We start from the raw sequence: 25,219 nt of genomic DNA, 5'->3' as shown, positions 1-25,219 counted from the left end.
CGTGACGGCGAACACCCTCGCCGGGGCCTCCCCGGGACGACGACACGACAGCGGAGTCATGGCAACGAAGCGCTGAGCCGGCACCAGAGCCGGCTCCCCCTCACCGCGGACCACCGGTCCGCGCGCTTCCAGTACGCCCGCGCGGCACCGACGCCGCGCGACGACTCCGAGGGATTCCCCGTGTTCTCCATCCGCGCCCGGCTCCGGGCCGCTTCGTCCTCGCTCACCGAGCACCGCTCCGTCACCGCTGCCGTCCTCGTCGACACCGTCGGCGCCGGCCTCACGCTGCCGCTGACGATCGTCTACTTCACCCTGACCACCGACCTGTCGCTCGGCGTGATCGGCGCCCTGTCGACCGTCGCGTCGCTGCTCGCACTGCCGGTCGGCCTGCTCGGCGGCGTGCTCACCGACCGCTTCGGTGCGCGCGCGTCCATGGTCACGAACAACCTGCTCTCCGCCGCCGGCTTCGCCCTGTACCTGGTCGCCCACGAACCGGTCACCGTGCTCGCGGCGGTGTTCCTGGCGACCGCGTCGGAGCGCCTGTACTGGACGGCGTGGACCGCCTACGTGCACGACCTGGCGGCGGGGCGACCGTTCGAGCGGTGGTTCGCGTTCCTCGAGGCGACGAAGGCCGCGGCGCTCGGGGCCGGCGCCGTCGTCGCCGCGGTCGTCCTCGCCGGGGGCGGCTCCGACGGACTGCGGTGGCTCGTCGTCGCGAACGTCGTGTCGAGCGTCGTCGCCGCGGTCGTGTTCGCCACCCAGCGCACCGGGAGCGCACGACCGCCCGCGACTGCCCGCGACCTGTCGGAGGGCCGTGCGGGTTCCCTGCGGGCGTTCGCCACGGACCGGTCGATGCGGCTCGTGACGCTCGGCCAGTTCCTGCTCGGGCCGGCGATGGTGCTGCCGAACGTCGCGCTGAGCGTGCTGTTCGTCGAGCGGTGGCACCTGCCCGCCGCGGTCGCACCCGTGCAGTTCGCGATCGCCACCGGCCTCGCGGCCCTCCTGCAGACCTCCGTCACCCGGTGGGTCGCCGGGTGCGACCGCGGCGTCCTCGTGGCCGTCGGTGCCGGTCTCACCGCCCTGACGACGGTGCCGCTCATCGTGCTCCCGCCGCTCGCCGGCGCCGGGGCGTGGTCGTACGTGGTCGCCGTGGGGGTGGTCCTCGCGGTGGCGGACATGGTCGCGATGCCAGCGTCGAACGCCGTGATGGCCGAGGCCCCGCACCCACGGGTCCGTGGGCGGGCGATCGGCGTCTTCCAGACCGCGGGCTCGGTCGGCATGGCGCTCTTCCCGCTCAGCCTCGGACTGCTCGACTCCGACGCCCCGTGGCTGCTGTGGCTGCTGACGGCGGTCGTCTTCTCGGGCGCCGCGTGGGCGTGGAGGGCTGCTGTCGCGGGCCTGCCGGAGCGGGTCCGGACCGCGACGGCGCAGGATGCCGAGGGATGACCACGTGTGACGATCCGTGACGCTCCGGGCACCGGAACGGCGCACCCCGTGCCTACGCTCCCTGCGGACGGCGACCCCGCCGACCACGACCACGGAGGACCCGATGCCCCAGGACACCATCGCTCGCCGCGTCGACGAGTTCAACACCGGCTTCACCGCGCAGATCGGCCCCGAGCTGAGCGGTGTCTTCGACCGGGAGCAGGCGGACCTGCGCGCCGCCGGTCTGCCCGACACGGTGCTCGGGACCGGCGACGCCGTGCCCGACGCGGCCCTGCTCGACGCGACCGGCGGCGACACGACGCTGCGCGAGGTCCGCGGTGACGCGCCGACGGTCCTCGTGTTCTACCGCGGGGCCTGGTGCCCGTACTGCAACCTCACGCTCCGCACCTACCAGCAGGAGCTGCTGCCGGCGCTGCAGGAGCGGGGTGTGCGGCTCGTCGCGGTGTCGCCGCAGACGCCGGAGGGCACCGAGCAGGCGATCGCGAACGGCGAGCTCGCGTTCCCGGTGCTGTCCGACCCGGAGAACGTCCTCGCCGGACGGTTCGGGGTCGTCACGGCACCGAACGCCGAGGCCCGCGCAGCCCACATGCAGCTCGGCTTCGACGTCGCGGACAGCAACGCCGACGGCACCGCGGCGATCCCGTTCCCGTCGGTCTTCGTCATCGACGAGGACGGAACGGTCCGGTTCGCCGACGTGCACGTCGACTACACGACGCGGACCGAGGTGGCGACCGTGCTCGAGGCCGTCGACGCCCTGCGGGTGGACACGACCCGGTAGCGTCTCCTGCATGGGGGCGACGGGGGAATGGTCACGACTGCCGGTGGGACGGCGCGAGTACCGGCAGGACGCCGTGCTCGCCGCCGTGCTCGCCGGCGGGCTCGTCGTCACGACGTTCCTGTACAGCTCGGCCGGCACCTACGGTGACGACCAGGCAGCGTGGTGGGTCTCCGGGCTGATGATCGTCGCGAACGCGGCGCCCGTTGCGTTCCGTCGGCGCTTCCCGATGACGGTGGTGCTCGTGGCGGGCGTCGCGTTCGCCGCGACGCAGCTGTTGCACGTGCCCGAAGTCCTCCTCATCAACTTCACGCTCTTCATCCCCCTGTACACGGTGGGGGCGTGGTGCTCCGACCGGCTCCGGGCCGAGGTCGTCCGGTGGGTCGTCATCGGCGGCATGTTCGCCTGGCTGTTCATCGCGATCTCGTTCGGCTGGGCGTCGCCGAACGCACTGCCGAACGACACGGAGTCGCCGGTGGCGCCCTACGTCGCGATCTCGCTCGTGAACATCCTCATCAACGTCATCTACTTCGGGGCCGCCTGGTACGCCGGCAACCGGGCCTGGGCCGCGGCCGTCGCGCGGCACGAGCTCGACGAGCGCACCGGCGAACTCGCCGCCGAGCGGGAGCGGTCGGCGGCACAGGCCGTCACGATCGAGCGGGTCCGCATCGCGCGCGAGCTGCACGACGTCGTCGCGCACCACGTCGCGCTCATGGGCGTGCAGGCCGGAGCCGCGCGCCGGGTCATCGACCGGGACCCGGTGCAGGCGACGGTGTCGCTCGGCGTGGTCGAGGAGAGCGCCCGCACCGCGGTGGAGGAACTCCGGCGGATGCTCGGCACGTTGCGCTCCGAGGACGACGACACCGGGGCCGCAACGGCCGTCGCCGACGCCCCGAGCACCGAGGGCATCGCCCGGATCGCCGCGCTGGCGGAGTCGGCGCGTGCCGCCGGCCACCCGGCGGAGTACGTCGTCGTCGGCGTGGAACGGCCGGTGCCGCCGACCGTGGCGGCGGTGGCGTACCGGATCGCGCAGGAGGCCGTGACGAACGTCCTCAAGCACGCCGGGCCGACCGCCCGGGCGGACGTCCGGCTGCGCTACCTCGACGACGGCGTCGAGGTCGAGGTGGCCGACGACGGCCACGGTGCCCGTGCCGCGCGGAGCACCGCGGGCAGCCGACTCGGACACGTCGGGATGCGTGAACGCGTCGCGGCCGTGGACGGTCAGATCGAGATCGGGCCCCGTGCCCGCGGAGGTTACCTGGTGCGCGCATGGCTCCCGACGACCTGACGATCGTGCTGGCCGACGACCAGGAGCTCGTCCGGGCCGGCTTCCGCGTGATCCTGGAGTCCGAACCGGGCTTCCGCGTGGTCGGCGAAGCCGGCGACGGTGCACAGGCCGTCGAGGCGGTCCGCGCGCTGCGCCCCGACGTGGTCTGCCTGGACGTGCAGATGCCCGGGGTGGACGGCCTCGAGGCCGCTCGGCGGATCGCGACGCTGCCGGATCCCCCCGCCGTGCTCGTGCTCACCACGTTCGACAGCGACGACGCGCTCTTCCAGGCGCTCGAGGCCGGGGCGAGCGGCTTCCTGTTGAAGAACGCCTCCCCCGAACGGCTGATCGACGCCGTGCGCACCGTCGCGGGCGGGGACGCCCTGCTGGCCCCCGACGTCACGCGACGGGTGATCAGCCGGGCGACCGCGGCGCACGCCGTCCCCCGGGCCGCACCGCCCGCGCCGGCTCCGACGGTCGTGCTCGCCGAGGTCGGGCTCACCGAGCGCGAGTGCGAGGTGCTGCGCCTGCTCGCCCGGGGCCTGAGCAACGCCGAGATCGCCGCCGAGCTGTACGTCGGCGACGCCACCGTGAAGACCCACGTCTCGAACGTGCTGCAGAAGCTCGGGCTCCGGGACCGCATCCAGGCGGTCGTGTGGGCGTTCGAGCACGGCGTCGCCCGCTGACCGCGGTCCGGTGCGCGCGCATGCACCGACGGGACACGTGACGGTCGACGCGTGCATCGTCGCAACGTGCACACGCACCGGGTGCATGCGCATCGTTCGACAGGACGCGTGACGATCGACGCGTGCATCGTCGCAACATGCGCACGCACCGGCGCCGCACCGCCGCACCGCACCGCCGCCCGCGCCGCCGCCCCGCCGCCCGCGGCCCGCCGCCCCGCCCTCCCCCGCGCGACGGAGCAGACGGAGCAGACACCGCACCGATCCCCGCCCCGCGTGGGAGGCGTCGGGCACACCCCGCGCAATAGCGTCGGACGCAGCGACGACGACCGTCGCGGACAGTGCCACGAAGGGACGACATGCTCACCATCGACGGGGTGACCAAGCAGTTCGGCGACCGCCGGGTGCTCGACGACGTCGGGTTCACGGTCGGCAGCGGCCGGCTCACCGGGTTCGTCGGCGGCAACGGCGCCGGCAAGACGACCACCATGCGGATCATGCTCGGGGTGCTCCGCGCCGACGCCGGAACGGTGTCGATCGACGGCACCGAGGTCCGGCCGGCGGACCGGCGCCGCTTCGGCTACATGCCCGAGGAACGCGGCCTGTACCCGAAGATGCCGGTGGCCGAGCAGGTCGCGTACATGGCCCGGCTGCACGGGGTCGACAAGCGCACGGCGACCTCGCGCACGAGTGGCCTGCTCGAACGCCTCGAACTGACCGCGCACGCCACCGACCCCGTCGAGAAGCTGTCGCTCGGCAACCAGCAGCGCGTGCAGATCGCGGCCGCGCTGGCGCACGACCCCGAGGTGCTCGTGCTCGACGAGCCGTTCTCCGGCCTCGACCCGATGGCCGTCGACACGGTGCTCGGCGTGCTGCGCGAGGCCGCGGCGCGGGGGGTCCCGGTCCTGTTCTCGAGCCACCAGCTCGACGTGGTCGAGCGGCTCTGCGACGACGTCGTCGTGATCGCCGGCGGCACCATCCGCGCCGCCGGGCCGCAGGAGGAGCTCCGGAAGCAGGCCGGCCCCGCCGCGTGGGAGCTGCTGGTCGACGGCGACGTCGCCTGGCTCCGCGACGAGCCGGGGGTGGCCGTCCGGGAGTTCGACGGCGGCTACGCGGTCTTCGAGGCCGACGCCGCCACCGCCCAGCGTGTCCTGCAGCGTGCCGTGCAGCACGGCACCGTCGGGTCGTTCGCGCCGCGGGTGCCGCGGCTCAGCGAGGTCTTCCGGGAGGTCGTGCGGTGAACAGCTCCTTCGTGCAGGCCGTGCGGCTGGTCGCCGGACGCGAGATCCAGGCGCGCATCCGCAGCAAGGCCTTCGTGGTGTCGGCGCTCATCCTCATCGGCATGGTCGTGGCCTCGATCGTCGTCGGCGGGATCGTGGGCAAGGCCACCGCCGACGACACGACCCCGGTCGCCGTCGTCGACGGTGTCTCGCTGCCCTCGACGAGCGGGCTCGACGTCACCGACGCGGCCTCCGTCGACGCGGCCGAACGACTCGTGCGGGACGGCGACGTCGACGCGGCGATCGTGCCGTCCGACGACCCGCTCGGCTACACGGTCGTCGGCCTCGACGACGCACCGTCCGAGGTCGTCTCGGCGCTGAGCGTCTCGCCCCGGATCGAACTGCTCGACCCGGACGCCCTGCCCGGCGGTCTGGTGTACCTCATCGCCATCGCGTTCGGGGTCGTCTACTTCGCCTCGGCGGTGACGTTCGGCCAGTCGATCGCGCAGAGCGTCGTCGAGGAGAAGTCGACACGGGTGGTCGAGATCCTCATGTCCGCGATCCCGGCCAGGGCGCTGCTCGCGGGCAAGGTGCTCGGCAACAGCGTCATGGCGTTCGCCCAGATCGTCGCGGTGGCCGTCGCCGCGATCGTCGCACTGGCCCTGACCGGGCAGGACAACGTGTTCGCGATGCTCGGCCCGAGCATCCTGTGGTTCGTCGGGTTCTTCGCCGTCGGGTTCGTGCTCATCGCGTCGCTGTTCGCGGCGGCCGCGGTGCTCGTCTCCCGCCAGGAGGACGTGGGCAGCGTCACCACCCCGGTGATGATGCTCGTGATGATCCCGTACTTCCTCATCATCGTCGCGTACGACAACCCGCTCGTGCTCGGGGTCATGTCCTACGTGCCCTTCAGCGCCGCGATCGGGATGCCGATGCGGATCTTCCTCGGCTCGGCCGCGTGGTGGGAGCCGGTCCTGGCGCTCCTGGTCGTCGTCGCGTCGGTCGTCGTCGTGGTCGCCGTCGGCGCCCGGGTCTACGAGAACGCGCTGCTGCGCACCGGCAGCCGCGTGAAGCTGTCGGAGGCGCTGCGCGGCTGACGGACAGGAGGCCCGGATCACGTGAGCAGGTCGGCTCACGTGATCCGGGCCTCCCGTCGCGGCGGCGGCCCGTCCGGACCGGACCGACCGGACCAGTTCAGAGCAGGCCGAAGGCGGCCTGCATCCCCAGGCTCGTGCCCGCCACCAGGACCCAGAGCGCGATGCCGAGCAGCATCGGACGGAAGCCCGCGCGCCGCAGGGCCGCGAAGTCCGTCGAGCAGCCGATCGCGGCGAGCGCCACCGTGATCAGGAACGACGCGACCGTCGCGAACCCCGGGGCCGCCGCCTCGGGCAGGACCCCGACGGTCCGGAGCAGCACCACCACGAGGAACCCGACGAGGAACCACGGCACCAACCGGAGCACGCGGAACCCGCGACCCGGCCCCGGGGCGGGGGCGGGCTGCTCGCGGGAGGCGCGGCGGGCCTCCAGTCCGGCCAGCCCGATGACGATCGGGATGATCATGAGCGTGCGCACCAGCTTCACGACGACCGCGGTGTCGGTCGCCTGGCGGCCGTAGACGGTCGCGGTGGCGACGACCGACGACGTGTCGTTGACGGCGGTGCCGGCGAAGACGCCGAAGGCGTGCTGGCTCAGTCCGAGCGCGTGCCCGAGCAGCGGGAACGCGAAGACCGCCGCGATGTTGCAGAGGAAGATCGTCGACATGGCGTAGGCGACGTCGGCGCTGACGGCACCGATGACGGGGGTGACGGCGGCGATCGCCGACGCACCGCAGATGCCCGTGCCGACGCCGATCAGGGTCCGGAGGGCGCTCGACACCCGCAGCGCCCTGCCGATCCCCCACGCTGCGACCAGGCAGACGACGAGCGTCGCGAGCATCACCGGCAGGGTCTCGCCGCCGATGCGCAGGACCTCGCCGATCGACAGCTGCGCGCCGAGCAGCACGACCGCGGCCTGCAGGACCCGGCTCGACGAGAACTTCACGCCGGGTGCCAGTGCGGCGAGCGTGCCTCCGGTGCGACGACGGACGAGCCAACCGACCACGGCGCCGATGACCACGGCGGGGACGGGCCCGCCGACGACGGGGAGTTCGCGACCGACGAGGGTGGCGACGATGCCGATCGCGACGGCGAGGGCGACACCGGGGGCGGCGGTGCGGGCGGACTGCATGCGTCCAGCATCTCGCGCCCGCGGACACCCTGCTGCTCCGACGGGCAGGATGGGTCCGTGCAGTACGCGGGGGAACGGTGGGTGCAGCGGCTCCGTGACGGGGTGCCACCGAAGCGGTGGCCGTTCCTGGTCGGACTGGTCGTCGTCACGCTGGTCGGCGCGGTCGGCCTGTGGCTGACGGTCCTGCACCTCGACGACATCGTGCGATCGGAGGCCCGACGGCCGTGGTCCGGGCCGCTGCTGTCGGCCCTCCTGTTCGCGTTCGGGCCGGTCGCCGCGGTGCTCTCGTGGCTGCGCGGACGGCGCGACCGACGGGTCCTGGCCCGGATCCGCGCCCACGGTCCGGCGCCGGCGTTCCACCTGCCCGTGCTGCGGTCCGGACTGCACGCCCTCGACGATCCGCCGGAGATGTGGACCGTCGACAGTGTGGGCCTGCACGCCTGGTCGCCGGAGTGGCCCGACCCGGTGTTCGACCTCGTGTGGGACGACGTCGCGTCGATCGACCTGGCGTCGCAGGACGTCCGCGGGCAACGGGCGGACGTCGGGATCCTGGTCGGTCGGGTCGCGGGCAGCGCCCTCGTGCTGCGACCGCGGCCCACGATCGGGCGCCCGTTCGGCGCGAGCGCGACGAAGCTCCACATCACGATGGAGGTGCTCCGGTCGCTGCAGCGCGAGCTCGGGTCGCACCGGGGCACCGCCCGCCCCGGTCGGACGCCGGCGGACCGGTGACACCGACGGACGGACCGTGGGCGCAGCGGTTGCGCGACGGGACCGTGCCGCGGCGGGGCCCGGTGCTGATCGCGGCGGCGATCACCACGGTGGTCGGTGTCGCCGCATCCGTCGCCGAGTTCGCGTTCCCCGACTTCCTGCGCAGCATCGGCACCGGCAGGATGCAGGCGACACTCGTCCTCGTCCCCCTGCTGGTCACCGCGTCCGGGATCGTGCTGGCCGTGTCCACCCTGTCGTCCGGCCGGTCCGACCGGCGCACGCTGGCGCGCATCCGGGCGGGCAGGGCCCCGCGGTTCCACCTGCCCGTGCTGACGTCGGGGCTGCGGACCACCGACGACCTCGCCGGACCCCGACCCGCGATCTGGACCGTCGACGAGTCCGGCCTGCACGCGTGGGCGCCGTCGCGGGACACCCCGGTCCTCGACCTGCCGTGGGCCCGCGTCCGGCGGTTCGCCGTCGCGACGAAGGCCGTCCGCAGGCAGCGCGTCGCGTTCGGGATCTGGATCACGACGACCGACGGCTCGGACGTCGTCGTGCAGCCGCGAACCGCACTCGGCCGGGGGGACGAGGCCGGTCCGGCGGAGCTCAACACCCTCGTGCGGGTCCTGCGCACGCTGCAGCGCGAGCTCGGGTCCGCACGGGACACCCCCGCCGGTCACTGAGTGGGCGGGGTGTCGCCCGTCATGTCGACGCGGTCGGTGTCCGCGTCCCAGGTGAACGTCGCGGTGGTGCGGCCGGACGGCGCGGCGTTCGGTTCGCCGGCCCTCGGGTAGCGGTAGGTCACCACGATCGCGTCGTCGCTGCGTCGTTCGACGATCGGTTCGAAGGCGTACTGCTCCGCCGTGGCGGTGCCGAGGTACCGGCCCTGGTGGAAGAGCAGGATCGCGTACGGCGACCCGGCGGTGGCACCGACGGGCGCCACGACGGACCAGGACAGCGCGGCGCAGGCGTCGTACCCGGAGGTGTCGGCGTTCGCGGCGTCCCACCGGGCGCCCGCGATGCCCGCCGGCTCCGGGAGCGCGGCGATGCCGTCCGCTGCAGCCGCCGCGCCGTCGGCGGGGCCGCACGTCGGGGTCGGGGTCGTCGCCGGGCTGTCCGTCGGCGTGGGGGTCGACGCCGGTGTCGACGGGTCGTCGCTCGGTGCGGCGGTCACGGTCTCGGTCACGGTCGGGGTGGCCGCGTCGCCGCCGTCTCCCCCGCCCTCGCCGCCGGAGCAGCCGGTGAGCAGGGCGACCAGGACGGCACCGGTCAGGATCACGGACGTTCTCGAGGTCAGCACTCCTCCCACGGTGCCAGGGACCGCCCTCCGGTGCCCGGACGTACTGCCACACTGGTGGTGTGCGGGGGATGCAGCCGGGGGCGATCGTGGTCGAGGACGACCGGGTCGACGGACCCCACGGGCCGGTGCCGATCCGGCACCACCGCCCGGACGGCGCGTCCGTCGACGGTCGGCCGACCCTGGTCTGGCTGCACGGCGGCGGCTTCTTCCGCGGCGACCTCGAGCTCCCCGAGTCCGACGCCGTCGCACGCGACCTCGCGGCACGCGGCACACCGGTCGTGACCGTCGACTACCGCCTCGGGCCGCTGCCCGGGCTGCCCTGGGTCGGCCGGGGCGGACCCCGTGGCCGCCGCCGCGCGCCGCACGCCCGCGACGAGGTCGCCGCCGTGCTCCGCAGCCTGCACGACGAGGCGCCGTCGGGACTCGTGCTCGGCGGCGCGAGTGCCGGGGCGTGCCTCGCGGCGGCGACGGTGGCGGTCGCTCCCGCGCTGGTCGGCGTCGTGCTCGCCTACGGGTTCTTCCACCCGACGATCCCCCGCGACCCCGCCGTCCAGCGACTCGTCCGCGGGCACCGCCGCGTCACGCACGCGCCGTTCCTGCTCGACCGGAGCAGCCGGGCGTACGCGGGGCCCGGAGCGGGGTCCACGTTCCCGGCCCCCGAGCACCTCGGCGCCTTCCCGCGCACGCTGTTCGTCGACGCCGAGCGGGACGTCATGCGGACCTCCGGCGAGCGCTTCGCGACGGACCTCGCTGCAGCGGGTGTGGACGTCGAACGGCACGTCCTCACCGGCAGTCGGCACGCGTTCCTCAACCGGCCGGGCACCCCCGACTCGACCGCAGCGCTCGACCTGGTCGCGGCGTGGCTCGGCCGGTCCGTCCGCTGAGCGCTGCCCGGGTGCGAACGGCGGACATCGGGCGGACGGCGGGGCAACCGCGGACGTACCCTGGGACCGGAAGCGACGGCGGTTCCTGTTCCCCGCGCCGCGCCCCCTGCCGTGACGCTCAACCATCGTGACGAAGAGTTCCCCCGTGACCGAACACCTCATCGAGTACGTCGCCCGTGACCGGACGGGCATCACCGCCGTCGTGACGACCACCGGCGTCATCGACGTCGACGTCGTGATCGAGAACATCCGGTCCGGGCACTCGGGGTACTTCGTGGCAGCCGACTCGTGGAAGCGCGCGCCGGTCCGGAGCATGTCCTTCATCGGCGGGACGTACCTGTTCGCGAACTGGGACGGTTCGAAGCGGAACATGCTGCACGACCTGGCGTTCCGCACGCCGACCCGGACCGTCCAGACCCCGCCGGCCCGCGAGTCGTGGTTCGCGCGGCTCGTCGCGGTGCTGTCCGGACGACGGGCAATGCCCGACGGACGGCACCTGCAGCACTGACCAGGCCGCGGGTCGGGTCCGACCGGGCCGTGCGGTCGGCAGGCGTCGTCGGGCTGCGCGGCCCGCGCGGTCGGCACGCGGCGTCGGGCTGCGCGACTCGCGCGGTCGGCTCGCGCGGTCGGGCTGCGCGGCCCCCGCGGTCGGGCTGCCCCGCCCCCGCGGTCGGCGCGTGGTCAGAGCCGCAGTGCCAGCGCGTTCGCCGTGAGTCCCGCCGCGGTCCCGCACAGCAGCACCGTGTCGCCGGGGCCGAGACGACCGTCCTCCAGGCACTTCGCGAGCGTGTACGGCACCGAGGACGACACCATGTTGCCGTACTCGGCGACGGCGTCGACGTAGCTGTCCCGCGGGAACCCGATCCGCCGCATCGCGATGCCGAGCGCCCCGCTCGCCTGGTGCGGCACGACGAGGTCGACGTCGTCGAGGCCGAGCCCGGCGCGCTCGAAGAACCGGTCGAAGAACCCGGGCAGGACCTTGAGCATCCCCATGAGCGCCCGACGGCCGTGCATGTCGAAGCGGTAGTCGGCGGGGTCGCCGTCGGCGTAGTCCTGGGCGGGGTACCGCGACAGACCGCCCCGCAGCTCGGTGTCGTGCGCGTGCTCGGGCCAGGTCTGCTGCAGACTCGACAGCACGCCCTGCTCGCCGGTGCCCCGCTCGAGCACGACCGCGGCGGCCGCGTCCGAGAACAGCTCGTACGACTCGCGCTGCTCCGGGTCGAGGAACCGTGAGCCGACGTCCCCCGAGACGACCAGGATGCGCTCGTACTCGCCGTCGGCCAGGTACCGCGAGGCGATGTCGACGGCGGTGATGAAGCTCGTGCAGGTGGAGTTCACGTCGAACGCCGCCGCGCGGGCGCCGGGCGCGACGCGTTCCATGACGAGCGACGCCGTGCACGGGATCGGCTGCACACCGGCCGCGCACGCCGCGATGACGCAGTCGACGTCGTCGGGGGTCAACCCGGCACGTCGGATGGCGTCCTCGGCGGCGGCCGACAGCATGTCGAGCTGCGAGACGTCGTCGGCGATGCGGTGGCGCGTGGCGGTGCCGGAACGCGACTCGAACGTGACGACCCGGTCCGGCAGGTACGTGCCCCAACCGCTGATCCGGCAACTCCTCATGGTGGTCCCCCTTCGTCGGTGCTCCGGTGCGCGTCCGCGCGGCCGGGTTCGTGGTCGTCCCCGGCCGGCAGGTCCGCACCGGTGCGGTGCTGGTCGACACCGAGCTGGTCAGCACCGAGCAGGTCAGCACCGAGCAGGTCGACGTCGGTGCGGTGGTGGTCGTGGCTGAAGAGCAGCCGCACCCCGGAGCGTTCGGCGTCGAGCAGCTGCGCGGCCGTCGTGCGCTGCGCCGGGTGGTCGTCCGCGACGGCGCGCGGCACCGGTCGGATGCGGTGCTCCTGGCCGAGCAGGTCGCGGCCCCAGGCGGCGTCCGCGGCGAGGAGCACGCGGCCCTCGATGACCGCCCCGAGGTGACCGGGCGCGTGGCCCGGCAGGTCGACCAGTCGGTACGAGCCGTCGCCGAACAGGTCGGCGGTGCGCAGCCCGCCGGGTCCGGTGCCCTGGCCGAAGGCGTCGTCCGGCACCACCAGGAGCCGTCGGTCCAGGTCGTCGGGCAGCAGCCCCGCCAGGACGCCGTCGCGGAGTCGCGGTGCGGCCAGGGTCCGGCGCACCGGTTCCGACACGACGACGGCGGCCGTGGGGAACGCGGACAGGCCGCCGACGTGGTCCGGGTGCAGGTGGGACAGCACCACGTGCGTCACCGTGCCGGGGTCGGACACCTGCGCACCGGCCGACGCCCCGGCCGGCACGTGCGGGGGCAGCAGGAGCCGGTAGGCGGCGCCCGCCGGGCCGGTCCGCCACGGCAGCGGCGCGTACCCGGTGTCGAACAGCACCCGCCGGTCGCCGTCCTCGTACAGGAACACGTTCGCCGGGAAGACGCGGCGCTCACGGGCGGCACCACGCAGGAGCTGGTGCACGCCGTGGACGGTCGACCCGCAGGCGAACGCGCGGAGACTACCCACCAGCGCTCCCCGGGGTCGACGCCGTGCGGTCGGCCGACGCGTAGCTGGCCAGCGCGGCGTCGAGGCCGACGGTCGGCTCGTAGCCCAGGACCTCGCGCGCCCGGGTGATGTCGAGCGTCTGCGAGTGCGTGATCGTCGAGACGGTGTAGCGCGTCACCGGGGGTTCGGGCCGCCCGGGCAGCACACCGCAGACCGCCTCGAGCAGGCCCGCCGCGCGGTACACGGCCCCGGCCGGCAGCGACCGGTGCCGCAGCGGCAGCCCGAGCCCGGTGAGCAGCTGGTCGAGCAGGTCGACGAACGGCCGCGGGTCCCCGTTCGTCACGTTGACGGCGAGCCCGGCGGCCTCGGGCACCTCGATCGCCAGCCGGACGGCGAGTGCGACGTTCTCGACGGCGGTCAGGTCGACGAGGCCCCGGCCGCCGCGCAGCAGCGGCACCCCGACGCGCTCGTGCACGCGCAGCAGGCGGGGCACCAGTCCCGGGTCGCCGGCCCCGATGATGCCGCGGGGGCGGAGCACCACGACCTCGACGTCCCGTGCCGCGCGGAGCAGCGACTCGGCGTGCAGCTTCGACCGGATGTAGTGGTTCATCGGCCGGCTCGGGTCGACCTCGTGCTCGCGGATGCCGAGGCGGTCCCGCGGCGCGGCGTAGACGCCGGGCGAGGAGACGTGCACGATCCGGCGTGCCCCGACCCGTCGCGCGTACTGCAGCACCCGCGCGGTCCCGGTGACGTTCGCGTGCTCGAACTCTGACCACCGACCCCACGGCGACGAGAGCGCCGCGCAGTGCACCACGACGTCGGCGGGGACGGACGAGCGGCCGAGGTCGTCGAGGTCCCCGACGAACACCGGCCCGTCGGGCAGCGCGTCCGCACGCCGACCGGCCGCGGTCACCCGGTGTCCGTGCGCCCGCAGGTCCCGCACGACGTGGCCGCCGAGGAACCCGGTGGCACCCGTGACGAGCACGTTCTCCCCCATCCTCCGATCCTAGGGTGCTCGCCGCTCGGTGCTCGCTGCCCGTGCTCGCTGCCCGCCGCCGGGCAGCCGTCTAGGCTCGTCCACGTGCGGATCGCCCTCGTCACCGACTACTACCTGCCGACGCTCGGCGGGGTCCAGACCGCGGTGCGCGCGCTCGCAGAGACGCTCACCGCAGCCGGACACGAGGTGACGGTGTTCTGCCCGCTCACCACGCCGTCGACGGACCCCGGTGTCGTGGGACTGCCGGTCTCCCCCGTCTTCCGCCCGGACGGCTACCCCTTCGCGTGGTCGCCGCGACGGCTCCGTCGGCTGCTCCGGCGCGAGTTCGCCGCCCGCGGCGTCGAGGTGGTGCACACCCACTCCGAGATGTTCGCGGCGCTCGGCGGTGTCCGGGCCGCCCACGACCTGGGGCTGCCGGTCGTGCACACCATGCACGGGCGGATCGACGTCTACACGCGGAACGTGCTGCCGCTCCCCGCGGTCACCACCGTCCTGCTCGCCGCCCTGCACGGCCGACAGATCAGCCACGACGGCATCCGGGTGGCCGGCGACCGCCCGTACACGAGGACACGGACCGGCCGGCGGATGTGGCGCGTCATGCTCGCGCAGTCCCGGGCGTCCACGCACGTCGTCGTGCCGTCCGGGCACTTCGCGCAGAAGCTCGTCGACCAGGGCGTCCGCACGCCGGTGACGGTGCTCACCAACGGCATCGAGACGAGCGTGCTCGACGCGATCGGCACGGTGCCGGCGCGGACCCTGCGCGCCGACGAACCCCTGCGGATCCTCTGGGTCGGCAGGCTGTCACCGGAGAAACGTCCGGACGTGCTCGTCCGGGCGGCGCACGCGTTCCCGCCGGGGGTGCAGGTCGACGTGCACGGCGACGGGGTGGCCCGCGCCGACGTCGCCCGCGCCGCCGCGGGCGCTCCGGTGACCCTGCACGGCTCGACACCGCACGACGGGGTGCTCGACGCCATGCGGTCGGCGCACCTGCTGGTGTCGAGCTCGTTCGACTTCGACAACCAGCCGATGGTGATGCTCGAGGCGATCGCGACCGGGCTGCCGGTGCTCTACTGCGACCCGGACCTGGCCGAGGTCGTGCCGGAGGGCGGCGGCTTCCTCGCCCCGACCCCGGACGCAGCCGGCCTCGCCGCCGTGGTCGGTCGGCTCCGCGCCGATCCGGATGCGGTGACCCGCGCGAGCGAGGCGGTGCTCGCCGACCGCGGTCGCGTCGCGCAGCCCACCGCGGCCCTGGTCGACGTGTACGAGCAGGCCGTGGCGGCTGCGCGCGACGAGGGGGCGTCGCCGCCTACTGGTCGCCGTCCTCTTCCTGGTTGAAGTGCGAGTCGTCGCCCGTGTGGCCGGCGGCCAGGCCGTCGGGCTCGTTCGGGATGGTGTTGTCGTCGCCGAGGCCGCCCGGCTTCTCGGTGCCCTCCGGGTCGTTCTTCGGGGCGTCGTGGGTGCTGGCGTTGTCGCTCATGGGCTGCTCCAGTGCAGGGTCGGTCCGGAGGCGCTGCCACCGGCGGTGCTGAGGTCTCGGACAGTACGGCCCGTGCCTCGGAATCCGCCGACGACGGCGCCGCGGGGCTGCGCTGCCGGGTGACACCGACCGCGCCGTTCGGTAGATTGTTCAACAACTCCGGCGACGACAGGGGACCTCGTGACGACGATCGACCTGAACAGCGACCTCGGTGAGGGCTACGGCGCCTGGACCACGGCCGACGACACCGCGATGCTCGACGTGGTGTCGAGCGCGAACGTCGCCTGCGGTGCCCACGCGGGTGATCCGGTGATCATGCTCGCCACGGCGCGCGCCGCCGCCGAGCGCGGGGTCGCCGTCGGCGCACACGTCGCCTACCGCGACCTCGCGGGCTTCGGCCGCCGTCCGGTCCACGTCACGCCCGACGAACTCCACGCCGACGTCGTGCACCAGATCGGCGCACTCGCCGCCGCGGCACGGGTCGCCGGCACGGCCGTCACCTACGTCAAGCCGCACGGCGCGCTGTACAACACCGCGTGCGCCGACCCGGTGCAGGCCGAGGCCGTGGTCCGGGCGGTCGCCGACGTCGACGGGTCCCTCGCGGTGCTCGCGCTGCCGGGGTCCGAGCTGCTGCTCGCCGCCGAGCGCCACGGGCTCCGCGCGGTGAGCGAGGTCTTCGCCGACCGCGCCTACGAACCCGACGGTTCGCTCGTGTCACGGAGTCGACCCGGCGCGGTGCTGCACGACCCGGACGAGGTCGCGGCGCGTGTGCTCCGCATGGCCACCGCCGGGGTCGCGACCGCCGTCGACGGCTCCGACGTCCCGGTCCGCGCCGACTCGGTGTGCGTGCACGGCGACTCCCCCGGCGCGGTCGCGATGGCCCGGGCCGTCCGCACGCTCCTCACCGAGCACGGCATCCGGATCACCCCGTTCGCGCGATGACCGCCCCCGACCTCCGGACCGCGGGACGGACCGCGCTCCTCGCGACGTTCGACTCCCTGCCCGACGTCGTCGCGTTCCGCACGGGGCTGGCAGCGGTCCCGGTCCCCGGTCTGACCGAGGTCGTGTCCGGCGCCCGGACGCTGCTGCTCCGGTTCGACCCCGCCACGACCGACGCCGTCCGCCTGCGGGCCGACCTGCAGCGGGTCGCCCCGGTCGCCGCCGCGACCGCGGTCGACGGCGCCCCGCTCGTCGTCCCGGTGGTCTACGACGGCGAGGACCTCGACGCCGTCACCGACCTGACCGGCATGTCCCCCGACGAGCTCGTCGCCTGGCACACCAGCCAGGTCTGGACGAGCGCGTTCTGCGGTTTCGCCCCCGGGTTCAGCTACCTGACCGGCTCGGAGCCCCCGCTCGACCTCCCCCGCCGTCCCTCCTCCCGCACCGCCGTGCCGAGCGGGTCGGTGGCGCTGGCCGGTGAGTTCAGCGCCGTCTACCCGCGGGTCTCACCCGGTGGCTGGCAGCTGATCGGACGCACCACGGTGCCGATGTGGTCCCTCGATCGCGATCCGCCGGCCCTCGCGCCGGCCGGCACACGGGTCCGCTTCGTCGACGCGGGTCGGGCATGAGCGCCCTCACCGTCACGCACGTCGGCTACGGCGTGACCACCCAGGACCTCGGCCGGCCCGGCTTCAGCGACATGGGGCTCGGCGCGGCGGGCGCCGCCGACCGCGGGTCCGCAGCGCTCGCGAACCGGCTGGTCGGCAACCGTCCCGACGCGGCCGTCCTGGAGGCCCTGCTCGGCTCGGTCGCGCTCCGTGCGGACGCGTACGTGGTCGCCGCCACCACCGGCGCGGCCTGCCCCGTCGAGGTCGAGCGCGCGGACGGGAGCGTCCGGGGCGCGGCGTCGCACGAGGTCCTGCTCCTGGCGCCCGGTGACACCCTGCGCATCGGCACCGCGACGGTCGGGCTGCGCGCCTACGTCGCGGTGCTCGGCGGCGTCGCGGTCGACCCGGTGCTCGGCAGCCGGTCGTGGGACTCCCTCGCCCGGCTCGGCCCACCACCCCTGGCCGTCGGGGACGTGCTGCCGGTCGGTGACGCGCGGGTGTCGTGGCCGAACGTCGACGCCGTACCGCAGCCCCCGGAGGACCTCCCGGGCGGACACGTCCTGCTCGACGTGGTGCCGGGCCCGCGTGCCGACTGGTTCACCGCCGGGTGGCGGACGACGCTGACCGGGCAGGACCACCACGTGACCCCGGCCAGCGACCGCGTGGGGGTGCGGACCACCGCCGACCGGCCGCTCGAGCGCGCGGTCACCGGGGAGCTCCCGAGCGAGGGCGTCGAGACCGGGTCGCTCCAGGTGCCGCCGGAGGGCCACCCCGTCCTCTTCCTCGCCGACCACCCGGTCACCGGTGGCTACCCGGTGGTGGCGGTGCTGACGCCGACCGCCGTCGACCGCGCCGCACAGCTGCGCCCGGGCGACCGGCTGCGGTTCCGGGTCGTCGAGTAGGCCGGGCCGGAACAACCACGCGGTGTCGGGAGTTGTCTCGGACATCCCCGACGAAAGGCACCACATGTCGATCACCGTCCTGCTCGAGGTCCGGTTCCAGGCCGAGGCCGCCGCGGATGCCGTCGAGTCCGCCGTCCGGCAGACCCTCGCCCAGACGGCGTCGTTCCCGGGCAACGAGTCGCTCGAGGTCCTGGTGGACGACGACGACCCGACCCGCATGGTCGTCGTCGAGTCCTGGACCACCGCGGCTGACCACGACGCCTACGTCGCCTGGCGCGCCACCCCCGAGGGATCAGCTGCCATCGGACCGCTGCTCGCCGAGGCACCCGTCACCCGCACCTTCGGCCGCACGGTCCCGCTCGACTGACCGGACGGCCGCCGAGCGGGACCGACGCCCCGAGCAGGTTCAGCCGGTGTACCGGTACGTGCTCACCCAGTCGATGTCGAGGTGCCCCGCCGCACCCCAGTTCCCGACCTGGAACATGTACCGGTGCGCCGTCGTGGGCACGTTCGACGTGACCGTCTCGATGACCTTGCCGTCGAGGAGGTACCGCACCGACCTGCCGGGGATCCACTCGACCGAGTAGACGTGCCAGCTGCGCCAGGTCACCCCGGTGCTCATGCTCGTCGCGTTCGCTTCCTGCCCGGGGGTCATCGAGTGCTGGTGCAGCATCGGCGACCCCTCGAAGTTGCTCTCCGGGTAGTCGATCTCACCGTCCGACCAGACGTCGGACGACGGCCACAGCATGAACGCGGCGCCGTTCCCCGTGCCGCCGGTGGCCTTGGCACGGACGGAGAACTTCCCGCCGACGTGCGACCAGGCCCCGGACGGTGTGCCGAACGTGCCGGCCGCTCCGTGGCGCCCGTCGAGCGCGACGTCCATGAAGCCGTCGTGGGCGCTGACCTGCGACCCGGCCCAGTACATGCCGCCGGTGCCGTCCGGGTAGGGCTGCCACGCCTTCGCGTACCTCGCCGCGAAGGGGCCGTTCGCGGCTGCGGCGGTGCTGAAGTCCTCGACGAAGGTCTGCCGGAACTTCCCGACGTCGCCGACCGGGGCGGTGACCCCCGCGTAGGCGACGCTCCCCGTCCCCATCGACGCCACGACGGTGGCGCCGACGACCGCGGCGACGAGAGCGGTTCTCCTGATCCTGTGGTGGTGCATGTGTGCGTCACTCCCTGATGTGTGGCCGATGACGCCCGCTGGCCCGGGCGTCCGCCGGATCTCGGCTCGGCGTCGAGGCTAGGTGTCTTCGACAACACATGCAGGGGGTTGACAGGGCACCGGTCAGGAGGCGACCATGCGCCCGCGCGGGATCAGCGCGCAGCGTCCTCGCGGGCCTCCATCGCGTCCCAGGCGAAGCTGGCGAGCCAGTGCGTCGAGTAGTACTCCTCGCCGACGCTCGCCGCGAGCCCGGAGGCCAGCAGCCGGTCGGCCGCGTCGTCGAGCAGCCCCGCGATCCCCGCGCCCGCCCCGGGCGATCCGTCGGCGCGCAGGGCGTCCGCGATCCGGCGTGCCGCACCGGCACGGGACAGGTCGAGGCCGAACAGGTGGACCTGCTGCGGGTCGTTCTCGTCGCGGACCACCGTCGACCGCAGGATCGCGTCGCCCGGCTGCACCTCGGCGAAGAACGACTGCGCCCAGGTCGCGAACTCGTCGGCCGGCAGGACCGCGCGCACCAGGTCGGCCTCGGCGAGCCCGGCCGACAGGAAGTCGTGACCGCTGCGCTCCCACGCGAAGGGCCATCCGGCATCGTCGCCGAACCACTCGCGCGTGGCACGCTCGACCGTCGCGGCGAGGGTGTCCCGGCCGAGCGACCGGGCGGCCTCGAGCACGAGCAGCAGCCCGAACGCCGAGTTCGAGTGCACCCCGTGCCGGACCGGGTGGGCGGCACCGTCGACCCACCGGGTGACGAGGTCCTCGAGCACGTCGACGACGGGTGCGAAGCCGGGCGCGAGCTGCCGGATCGCGGGCACCTCGGACGCCGAGACCTCTGCGGCGAGCCGGGCGAGCCAGGCCCAGCCGTAGGGGCGCTCGTAGTGCGGTGTCCCCCGCAGGTAGGCCGCCTCGGTCGCGAGGTGATCCGTCGTGAGGTGCGCCTGCAGGATCGAAGTGAGCCGGGCCTCCAGACCGTCCGACAGGCCGTGCGCCACCAGGCGCGTGGCGAGCCAGTGCATGTGCACGGACGAGTGCCAGTCGTAGGACGTCGCGAAGGCCGGGTGGAGCTCGACGGGCAGGGCACGGTCGTCCGGACCGGACGTGGTGTGGTGCGCCGCGTACGGGTACTCGCGGGTGGTGTTCTCGGCGGCGACGGCCGCGAAGCGGTCGGCCCACGCGGCCCGGGTCAGGTCGATCGGGGTGGCATCAGAACGCGACAAGGTACATGACTCCCATGTTGACGACGAGCAGGACGGCGGCGGTCGGGATCTGCGCCTTGATCGGGCCGTACTTGTCCCGCATCTCGAGCAGTGCGGCCGGCACCAGGTTGAAGTTGGCGGCCATCGGCGTGACCAGGGTGCCGCAGAACCCGGCGAGCATGCCGATGGCGAAGATCGCGGCGGGGTTGCCGTCGAAGCCCTGCACCAGGACGGGCCAGCCGATCGCCGCGGTCATGATCGGGAAGGCGGCGAACGCGTTGCCCATGATGATCGTGAAGAGCGCCATGCCGAGGCAGTAGACCACCACGGCGGCGAGCAGCGAGCCCTCCGGCAGGACGGACTTGATGATCGTACCGACGGCGTCGCCGACCCCGGCCTGGGTGAAGACGATGCCGAGCGTCGACAGCATCTGCGGCAGCAGCGCCGCCCAGCCGATCGCCTGCAGCAGGCGCCCGCCTTCGCGGATCGGGGTGGCGATGCGCGGCGGGCGCAGGACGAACACCGCGACGACCACGGCCAGGACCGAGCCGATGCCCAGGCCGGTCAGGGTCGCGCTGCCCTCGGCGAGCAGGGGATCGCCGCCGATGCGGACCAGCGGGCCGAGCGTCGCCACGAGGACGGCGACCACGGGCACGACCAGCGCCGGGATGAAGAGCCTGTTGCCGAAGCGGGTCGCGAACGCCGCACGCTCGTCGGGGCTGGTGGTGGCGAGGACGCTCGTGCTGGAGGACGGCTTCGTCGCGACGCCCGTCGGTTCGGCCGGCCCCGTCTCGGCGCCCGTGCCGGCTCCGGGGATGCTCGCGACCCGGGTGCGGCTGGTGGTCCCGGTGAACCCGAGACCGGCGAGGGCGACCATCACGAGGACGGCGATGCCGAGCACCCACGATGGCGCGGTCTTCGCGGCGACGAAGGTGCCGTAGAAGAAGGACAGGCCGAGGATGCCCCAGAACGCCGCGTTGCCGAGGCGCTTCGCGTGCGCGGTGTCCGTGACGATGAGGACCGCGACGGCGATGAAGAACGCGCCGATGAGCCAGTAGAGCCATTCGCTGGTGATCACGCCGGGACCTCCGTGCCGGGGGCGATCGACACGTCGGCCGCCATCTTGTCGAGCCGTCGGTCGAGCAGCAGCAGCCGGGTGCCGTGCACGAGCAGGGCGGCGATGCCGGTCGGGATGGCCCAGAGTGCGAGGTCGATGGGTTCGAGCGCGAGCCCGTACGTCGAGTCGACGAAGGTCGTGATGAGCAGGATCGATCCGACCGCGACGAAGACGTCCTCGCCGAAGAAGACCCCGACGGTGTCGGACGACGCCGAGTAGCCCTTGATCTTCTCGCGCATGCGCTCGTCGATCCGGCCGTACTTCTTGAGCGCCGCGCCCTCGGCCATCGGGTGCACGAGCGGGCGCACGGTCTGCGCCGGGCCGCCGATGCTGGTCAGGCCGACCGCTGCCGTGACCTGCCGGATGGCGAGGTACCCGGCGAGCAGGCGCCCCGTGGTCAGCTTGTCGAGCTTCGCGATGAGGCGCTTCGCCTGGTCCTGCAGGCCGTAGCGCTCGATCAGGCCGATGACCGGCAGGACGAGCGCGAAGGTCGTGACCGAGCGACTGGACGCGAAGCCGTCGCCGAAGGCGGTGAGGATGCCGACGGGACCGATCCCGCCGATGGCCGCGGTGACGATGCCCGCGACGGTCACGACGAGGAGCGCGTTGACGCGCAACGCGAACCCGACGATGACGACGGCGACGCCGATGAGGACGAACATGCGGGCCAGCCTGGACTGCATTGTTCAACAATCGCAAGAGGGCGTTCTGCTCTGTAACACGACGGTCACACAGCATGCCCCCGCGTGCCCGCCCCGGATCGTGTCAGGATCGAGGGCATGACCCGAACCGTCGGCGGCGCCGAGTCCTCCGCGGCGCGACTGCGCACGATGATCGCGGACGGGGAGTTCGCCCCCGGGGCCCAGCTGTCCGAGGAACGGCTGAGCGACCAGCTCGGCGTCTCGCGCAACACCCTGCGCGAGGCCTTCCGCCTGCTCGCGCGGGACCGGCTCGTCGAGCACGTGTTCAACCGCGGGGTGTTCGTCCGCCGACTGTCCACCGCCGACGTCGTCGACCTGTACGCCGCGCGGCGCGTGCTCGAGCAGGCGGCCGTCCACGCGTGCGACCCGTCGGCTCCGGCGCTGGCCGACGCCGCCGCAGCGGTGGCCGAGGCGCGCGCCGCCGCTGCCGCCGGGGACTGGCGTGCGGTCGGCACGGCGGACATCCGGTTCCACGCCGCGCTCGTGCGGGCCGTGCCGAGCGAGCGCCTGTGGGGTCTGATGGACGGACTGCTCGCCGAGATGCGGCTGGCGTTCCTGACGACGGACGACCCGGCGTCCTTCCACGCGGGCTTCGTCGAGCGGAACGAGGCGATCGTCGACGCGCTGCGCGCCGGCGACCGCCCGGGCGCGTCCGCGCTGCTCGAGCACTACCTCGACGACGCCGAGCGTGCGCTGCGGTCAGCCACGACGGCGGGGTGACGGGTACGGGGGCGGGCACGGGCACGGGCACGGGAGGTCGACGCGGAACGACAGGATCGATGTCGTCCGACGTCGATGATGTCCGCCCGGGCCTCCGGGCGGGCGCCGACCCAGCCTTGTCGTCTTCGTGCCCGCCGCGTATGGTAACGATACCAACGGGAAGGAGAGCAACGATGCTCAGCTCGACACGAAGCACCGCCGTCCGTGGGGTGCGGGTCACGGCCGCCGCGATCGTCCTCGGCGTCGCCGCCGTCGGCGTCCCCCAGGCTGCGGACGCCGCTGCCGCACCACCGGACGCCGTCTGGCAGCAGCGCGCGAGCGCCACCTACGACGCCATGCAGGACGCCCTGTACACCGGCTCCGCAGGTCACGGGCTGTACCGGGAGAACACCGACACGAGCACCGGCAACCCGTACTCGTTCCTCTGGGAGTACCGCGAGGCCACGCAGGCGGCGCTCGACCTGCAGGGCATCGACGGTGCCGGCGCCGCCTACGCGCACTCCGCCGCTGCACGGGTGGACGGCTTCGAGCGGTACCACGCGGTCGCTCCGGGAGGACGCCCCGGCTACGAGTCGTACCTGCCCGCACCGCTCGGCACCGGCGGCGACGTCTACTACGACGACAACGCGGTCGTCGGCCTCTCCTTCGTCAGCCAGTACCAGGCCACCGACGACCCGGCGTACCTCGACCGCGCCGAAGCCGCCTTCGACGTCGCCGCGCGCAGCTGGAACACCGACGCGACGCTGCCGTGTCCCGGCGGCTCCGACTGGATCGACCGACCGGACAACACGGTCCGCGCCGCCAACGTCACCGGACTCACGGCACAGCTCGCCGCGCACCTGTACGAGGAGACCGGCGAGGCGTCGTACCTGCGCACGAGCACGAAGCTGTACCAGTGGAACAACCGCTGCCTGCGGGAGTCCGCCGGCCTGTACCGGAACAGCATCGGCCCCGACGGCACCATCGACCCGACGCTGTGGACGTACAACTCCGGCGCGATGATCGGGACGGCCACGATCCTGTACCGCGTCACCGACGACCCGAAGTACCTGCGCCAGGCAGCCGCGGCCGCCAAGGCGTCGCTGCGCTACTGGACGGCGGAGGACCGCCTGCAGCAGCAGCCCGCGGTGTTCAACGCGTTCTACGTCAAGGACCTGCTGCTGCTCGACTCCGTGCAGCACGACCCCGCGTACCGCGCCGCCGCCGAGCAGTGGGCGACGGCGACCTGGCGTGACAACCGCGACCCGGCGACCGGGCTGTTCCACTTCCAGCCGAGCGGCGGTGGCGACCCGGACTGGTCGCGCCCCGCCGCGACGCTCGACCAGGCAGCGATGATCCAGGTCTTCGCCGTCCTCGCGTGGTCGCCCGACCGACTCGGCGAGGTCAGTTGACCACCGCACTCCCGACCGGGGCTCCCGTCGGCGTCATGGACGTCGGCGGGAGCCACGTCACGGCCGCGCTCGTCGACCCGGCGGCGGTGGGCGCGGTCGACCGCGAGGCCGGCGCGGCGATCGACCCGCACGCGCCGCTCGGCGTCCTGCTCGACCAACTCGTCGGCCCTGCCCGGTCCCTGCTCTCGGCGGGTCCGCCGAGGGGCTGGGTCGTCGCCGTGCCCGGACCGTTCGACTACGCCGCGGGCACCGGCACGTTCGCCGGGGTCGACAAGTTCCGCTCACTGGCGGGCGTCGACCTGCGCCGGGCCTTCGCCGAGCGGCTCGACGTGGCACCGGACGACGTCCGCTTCTGCAACGACGCCGTCGCGTACGGCATCGGCGAGTGGGCCGCCGGGTCCGGCGCACGGGCACCGCGCATGGTCTGCATCACCCTCGGCACCGGGGTCGGCTCGGCCTTCCTGCACGACGGCGTCGAGGTCAGCACCGGCGACCGGGTGCCGGAGGCGGGCGAGGTGCACCGGCTGACGATCGACGGACGCCCGCTCGAGGCGACCTTCTCCTCCCCCGCTCTCCGTCACGCCTACCGCGCGGCAGCGGGCCGTGACCGCACCGTCGAGGAGATCTGCGCCCTCGCGCGACAGGGCGACCGGCTCGCCGCCGAGGTCGTCGACCGCGCGGCACGTGCCCTCGGCACCGCGCTGCGGCCGTGGGTCGAGCGGTTCGCCGCGGACCGTGTGGTCGTCGGTGGGTCGATCGTCCGGTCGTGGGACGTCGTCGGCGGCCCGCTCCGCGACACGATCGCGCCGGATGTCCGCACGGACGACGGCGGCCCGGTGGTGGCGGCCTCGCTCGGCACGAGGGCCCCGCTGGCCGGAGCCGCCGTCGCCTGGAGCCGCGTCGCCGGGCACGACGACGGCTGATCCGCGGTCCGGCCCCACGGTCCGGCCCCGCCGTCCGGACCCGCGGTCGGGCATCGGGATCGAGCACAGCCGACCCCGG

28 protein-coding genes are annotated in these 25,219 nt (G+C 73.9%); 18 read left to right on the top strand and 10 right to left on the bottom strand.

What is annotated here, in order from left to right; translation table 11 throughout:
• Positions 1 to 180 precede the first annotated feature (180 nt).
• The 6 genes from BIU97_RS12325 to BIU97_RS12300 all read left to right on the top strand — a co-directional run bounded on the left by BIU97_RS12325 (position 181) and on the right by BIU97_RS12300 (position 6,485).
• The gene (locus BIU97_RS12325; RefSeq protein WP_071297814.1) at positions 181 to 1,446 is read left to right on the top strand and encodes an MFS transporter; all 1,266 of its coding nucleotides are present in this window, start codon (positions 181 to 183) and stop codon (positions 1,444 to 1,446) included.
• Between the two features lie 103 nt (positions 1,447 to 1,549).
• Positions 1,550 to 2,224: a peroxiredoxin-like family protein gene (locus BIU97_RS12320; RefSeq protein ID WP_071297918.1), complete on the top strand. Its 675-nt coding sequence runs from the start codon at positions 1,550 to 1,552 to the stop codon at positions 2,222 to 2,224.
• A 10-nt stretch (positions 2,225 to 2,234) separates the two neighbouring features.
• Entirely contained in the window at positions 2,235 to 3,509 is a 1,275-nt protein-coding gene (locus BIU97_RS12315) for a sensor histidine kinase (protein WP_071297813.1), read from the top strand.
• Positions 3,491 to 4,174, top strand: a complete 684-nt coding sequence (locus BIU97_RS12310; RefSeq protein ID WP_071297812.1) for a response regulator — start codon at positions 3,491 to 3,493, stop codon at positions 4,172 to 4,174. Before BIU97_RS12315 ends, BIU97_RS12310 begins: the two co-directional genes overlap by 19 nt.
• Before the next feature lie 356 nt (positions 4,175 to 4,530).
• Positions 4,531 to 5,412: an ABC transporter ATP-binding protein gene (locus tag BIU97_RS12305; RefSeq protein ID WP_071297811.1), complete on the top strand. Its 882-nt coding sequence runs from the start codon at positions 4,531 to 4,533 to the stop codon at positions 5,410 to 5,412.
• Positions 5,409 to 6,485, top strand: coding sequence for an ABC transporter permease (locus BIU97_RS12300; protein WP_071297810.1), 1,077 nt, complete (start codon positions 5,409 to 5,411; stop codon positions 6,483 to 6,485). The genes BIU97_RS12305 and BIU97_RS12300 overlap by 4 nt, the downstream gene beginning before the upstream one ends.
• 97 nt (positions 6,486 to 6,582) lie before the next feature.
• Here the strand turns inward: BIU97_RS12300 and BIU97_RS12295 are convergent, their stop codons facing one another.
• A complete protein-coding gene (locus BIU97_RS12295) occupies positions 6,583 to 7,614 on the bottom strand; it encodes a YeiH family protein (protein ID WP_071297809.1) in 1,032 nt (343 codons plus the stop codon).
• 57 nt (positions 7,615 to 7,671) lie between these two features.
• Between BIU97_RS12295 and BIU97_RS12290 the strand changes: the two genes are divergently transcribed.
• Positions 7,672 to 8,343, top strand: coding sequence for a hypothetical protein (locus tag BIU97_RS12290; RefSeq protein ID WP_071297808.1), 672 nt, complete (start codon positions 7,672 to 7,674; stop codon positions 8,341 to 8,343).
• 29 nt (positions 8,344 to 8,372) lie between these two features.
• Entirely contained in the window at positions 8,373 to 9,005 is a 633-nt protein-coding gene (locus BIU97_RS12285; protein WP_139196025.1) for a hypothetical protein, read from the top strand.
• On the opposite strand, the gene BIU97_RS12280 is transcribed toward BIU97_RS12285, so the two are convergent.
• The gene (locus tag BIU97_RS12280; RefSeq protein ID WP_217640110.1) at positions 8,999 to 9,601 is read right to left on the bottom strand and encodes an LppP/LprE family lipoprotein; all 603 of its coding nucleotides are present in this window, start codon (positions 9,599 to 9,601) and stop codon (positions 8,999 to 9,001) included. The genes BIU97_RS12285 and BIU97_RS12280 overlap by 7 nt on opposite strands.
• A gap of 89 nt (positions 9,602 to 9,690) precedes the next feature.
• Between BIU97_RS12280 and BIU97_RS12275 the strand changes: the two genes are divergently transcribed.
• On the top strand, positions 9,691 to 10,506 hold the full coding sequence (locus tag BIU97_RS12275) for an alpha/beta hydrolase (RefSeq protein WP_071297806.1): 816 nt from the start codon (positions 9,691 to 9,693) through the stop codon (positions 10,504 to 10,506).
• Between the two features lie 145 nt (positions 10,507 to 10,651).
• Positions 10,652 to 11,014 carry a hypothetical protein gene (locus BIU97_RS12270; protein ID WP_071297805.1) on the top strand — a complete coding sequence of 121 codons (363 nt, stop codon included), beginning with the start codon at positions 10,652 to 10,654 and terminating at the stop codon, positions 11,012 to 11,014.
• 173 nt (positions 11,015 to 11,187) lie between these two features.
• Here the strand turns inward: BIU97_RS12270 and BIU97_RS12265 are convergent, their stop codons facing one another.
• The 3 genes from BIU97_RS12265 to BIU97_RS12255 are packed head-to-tail and all read right to left on the bottom strand — an operon-like array spanning position 11,188 to position 14,007.
• The gene (locus tag BIU97_RS12265) at positions 11,188 to 12,129 is read right to left on the bottom strand and encodes a 3-oxoacyl-ACP synthase III family protein (protein WP_071297804.1); all 942 of its coding nucleotides are present in this window, start codon (positions 12,127 to 12,129) and stop codon (positions 11,188 to 11,190) included.
• Positions 12,126 to 12,986, bottom strand: a complete 861-nt coding sequence (locus BIU97_RS12260) for an MBL fold metallo-hydrolase (protein WP_175472447.1) — start codon at positions 12,984 to 12,986, stop codon at positions 12,126 to 12,128. Before BIU97_RS12260 ends, BIU97_RS12265 begins: the two co-directional genes overlap by 4 nt.
• A 37-nt stretch (positions 12,987 to 13,023) precedes the next feature.
• The gene (locus BIU97_RS12255; RefSeq protein ID WP_071297802.1) at positions 13,024 to 14,007 is read right to left on the bottom strand and encodes an NAD-dependent epimerase/dehydratase family protein; all 984 of its coding nucleotides are present in this window, start codon (positions 14,005 to 14,007) and stop codon (positions 13,024 to 13,026) included.
• An 84-nt stretch (positions 14,008 to 14,091) separates the two neighbouring features.
• On the opposite strand from BIU97_RS12255, the gene BIU97_RS12250 reads away from it, so the two are divergent.
• The gene (locus tag BIU97_RS12250) at positions 14,092 to 15,342 is read left to right on the top strand and encodes a glycosyltransferase (RefSeq protein WP_071297801.1); all 1,251 of its coding nucleotides are present in this window, start codon (positions 14,092 to 14,094) and stop codon (positions 15,340 to 15,342) included.
• On the opposite strand, the gene BIU97_RS18130 is transcribed toward BIU97_RS12250, so the two are convergent.
• Positions 15,314 to 15,484, bottom strand: coding sequence for a hypothetical protein (locus BIU97_RS18130; RefSeq protein ID WP_175472446.1), 171 nt, complete (start codon positions 15,482 to 15,484; stop codon positions 15,314 to 15,316). The genes BIU97_RS12250 and BIU97_RS18130 overlap by 29 nt on opposite strands.
• A 180-nt stretch (positions 15,485 to 15,664) precedes the next feature.
• Between BIU97_RS18130 and BIU97_RS12245 the strand changes: the two genes are divergently transcribed.
• The 4 genes from BIU97_RS12245 to BIU97_RS12230 all read left to right on the top strand — a co-directional run bounded on the left by BIU97_RS12245 (position 15,665) and on the right by BIU97_RS12230 (position 18,300).
• Complete coding sequence (locus tag BIU97_RS12245) at positions 15,665 to 16,426, top strand: LamB/YcsF family protein (RefSeq protein WP_071297800.1); 762 nt, start codon at positions 15,665 to 15,667, stop codon at positions 16,424 to 16,426.
• On the top strand, positions 16,423 to 17,052 hold the full coding sequence (locus tag BIU97_RS12240; RefSeq protein WP_071297799.1) for a 5-oxoprolinase subunit B family protein: 630 nt from the start codon (positions 16,423 to 16,425) through the stop codon (positions 17,050 to 17,052). The genes BIU97_RS12245 and BIU97_RS12240 overlap by 4 nt, the downstream gene beginning before the upstream one ends.
• A complete protein-coding gene (locus BIU97_RS12235) occupies positions 17,049 to 17,933 on the top strand; it encodes a biotin-dependent carboxyltransferase family protein (RefSeq protein ID WP_071297798.1) in 885 nt (294 codons plus the stop codon). The genes BIU97_RS12240 and BIU97_RS12235 overlap by 4 nt, the downstream gene beginning before the upstream one ends.
• Positions 17,934 to 17,997: 64 nt before the next feature.
• A complete protein-coding gene (locus BIU97_RS12230) occupies positions 17,998 to 18,300 on the top strand; it encodes a putative quinol monooxygenase (RefSeq protein WP_071262716.1) in 303 nt (100 codons plus the stop codon).
• A gap of 39 nt (positions 18,301 to 18,339) precedes the next feature.
• Here the strand turns inward: BIU97_RS12230 and BIU97_RS12225 are convergent, their stop codons facing one another.
• From BIU97_RS12225 to BIU97_RS12210, 4 genes are all read right to left on the bottom strand, one after another.
• Entirely contained in the window at positions 18,340 to 19,095 is a 756-nt protein-coding gene (locus tag BIU97_RS12225; RefSeq protein ID WP_083420917.1) for a glycoside hydrolase family 16 protein, read from the bottom strand.
• A gap of 152 nt (positions 19,096 to 19,247) precedes the next feature.
• The gene (locus BIU97_RS12220) at positions 19,248 to 20,309 is read right to left on the bottom strand and encodes a DUF2891 family protein (RefSeq protein ID WP_254782985.1); all 1,062 of its coding nucleotides are present in this window, start codon (positions 20,307 to 20,309) and stop codon (positions 19,248 to 19,250) included.
• Entirely contained in the window at positions 20,296 to 21,366 is a 1,071-nt protein-coding gene (locus BIU97_RS12215; RefSeq protein WP_071297796.1) for a DUF979 domain-containing protein, read from the bottom strand. Before BIU97_RS12215 ends, BIU97_RS12220 begins: the two co-directional genes overlap by 14 nt.
• Positions 21,363 to 22,067, bottom strand: a complete 705-nt coding sequence (locus BIU97_RS12210; RefSeq protein WP_071262719.1) for a DUF969 domain-containing protein — start codon at positions 22,065 to 22,067, stop codon at positions 21,363 to 21,365. The genes BIU97_RS12215 and BIU97_RS12210 overlap by 4 nt, the downstream gene beginning before the upstream one ends.
• 117 nt (positions 22,068 to 22,184) lie before the next feature.
• On the opposite strand from BIU97_RS12210, the gene BIU97_RS12205 reads away from it, so the two are divergent.
• From BIU97_RS12205 to BIU97_RS12195, 3 genes are all read left to right on the top strand, one after another.
• Positions 22,185 to 22,826, top strand: a complete 642-nt coding sequence (locus BIU97_RS12205) for a GntR family transcriptional regulator (protein ID WP_071262720.1) — start codon at positions 22,185 to 22,187, stop codon at positions 22,824 to 22,826.
• Between the two features lie 173 nt (positions 22,827 to 22,999).
• Positions 23,000 to 24,217 (top strand): glycoside hydrolase family 76 protein, encoded by a 1,218-nt coding sequence (locus tag BIU97_RS12200; protein ID WP_083420916.1) that lies wholly within the window; start codon positions 23,000 to 23,002, stop codon positions 24,215 to 24,217.
• Positions 24,214 to 25,140 carry an ROK family protein gene (locus BIU97_RS12195; RefSeq protein ID WP_083420915.1) on the top strand — a complete coding sequence of 309 codons (927 nt, stop codon included), beginning with the start codon at positions 24,214 to 24,216 and terminating at the stop codon, positions 25,138 to 25,140. The genes BIU97_RS12200 and BIU97_RS12195 overlap by 4 nt, the downstream gene beginning before the upstream one ends.
• Positions 25,141 to 25,219: the final 79 nt, after the last annotated feature.

Source organism: Curtobacterium sp. MCBA15_009 (genome assembly GCF_001864895.1).
GTDB lineage: Bacteria > Actinomycetota > Actinomycetes > Actinomycetales > Microbacteriaceae > Curtobacterium.
This window is presented reverse-complemented; position numbering and strand designations above follow the sequence as displayed.

Bases quoted from the DNA above. Each gene is read 5' to 3' on its own strand.
- BIU97_RS12265 (WP_071297804.1), bottom strand. From the start codon at position 12,129: ATGAGGAGTTGCCGGATCAGCGGTTGGGGCACGTACCTGCCGGACCGG.
- BIU97_RS12230 (WP_071262716.1), top strand. From the start codon at position 17,998: ATGTCGATCACCGTCCTGCTCGAGGTCCGGTTCCAGGCCGAGGCCGCC.
- BIU97_RS12305 (WP_071297811.1), top strand. From the start codon at position 4,531: ATGCTCACCATCGACGGGGTGACCAAGCAGTTCGGCGACCGCCGGGTG.
- BIU97_RS12225 (WP_083420917.1), bottom strand. From the start codon at position 19,095: ATGCACCACCACAGGATCAGGAGAACCGCTCTCGTCGCCGCGGTCGTC.
- BIU97_RS12310 (WP_071297812.1), top strand. From the start codon at position 3,491: ATGGCTCCCGACGACCTGACGATCGTGCTGGCCGACGACCAGGAGCTC.
- BIU97_RS12275 (WP_071297806.1), top strand. From the start codon at position 9,691: ATGCAGCCGGGGGCGATCGTGGTCGAGGACGACCGGGTCGACGGACCC.
- BIU97_RS12205 (WP_071262720.1), top strand. From the start codon at position 22,185: ATGACCCGAACCGTCGGCGGCGCCGAGTCCTCCGCGGCGCGACTGCGC.
- BIU97_RS12315 (WP_071297813.1), top strand. From the start codon at position 2,235: ATGGGGGCGACGGGGGAATGGTCACGACTGCCGGTGGGACGGCGCGAG.
- BIU97_RS12240 (WP_071297799.1), top strand. From the start codon at position 16,423: ATGACCGCCCCCGACCTCCGGACCGCGGGACGGACCGCGCTCCTCGCG.
- BIU97_RS18130 (WP_175472446.1), bottom strand. From the start codon at position 15,484: ATGAGCGACAACGCCAGCACCCACGACGCCCCGAAGAACGACCCGGAG.
- BIU97_RS12320 (WP_071297918.1), top strand. From the start codon at position 1,550: ATGCCCCAGGACACCATCGCTCGCCGCGTCGACGAGTTCAACACCGGC.
- BIU97_RS12200 (WP_083420916.1), top strand. From the start codon at position 23,000: ATGCTCAGCTCGACACGAAGCACCGCCGTCCGTGGGGTGCGGGTCACG.
- BIU97_RS12210 (WP_071262719.1), bottom strand. From the start codon at position 22,067: ATGTTCGTCCTCATCGGCGTCGCCGTCGTCATCGTCGGGTTCGCGTTG.
- BIU97_RS12295 (WP_071297809.1), bottom strand. From the start codon at position 7,614: ATGCAGTCCGCCCGCACCGCCGCCCCCGGTGTCGCCCTCGCCGTCGCG.
- BIU97_RS12255 (WP_071297802.1), bottom strand. From the start codon at position 14,007: ATGGGGGAGAACGTGCTCGTCACGGGTGCCACCGGGTTCCTCGGCGGC.
- BIU97_RS12235 (WP_071297798.1), top strand. From the start codon at position 17,049: ATGAGCGCCCTCACCGTCACGCACGTCGGCTACGGCGTGACCACCCAG.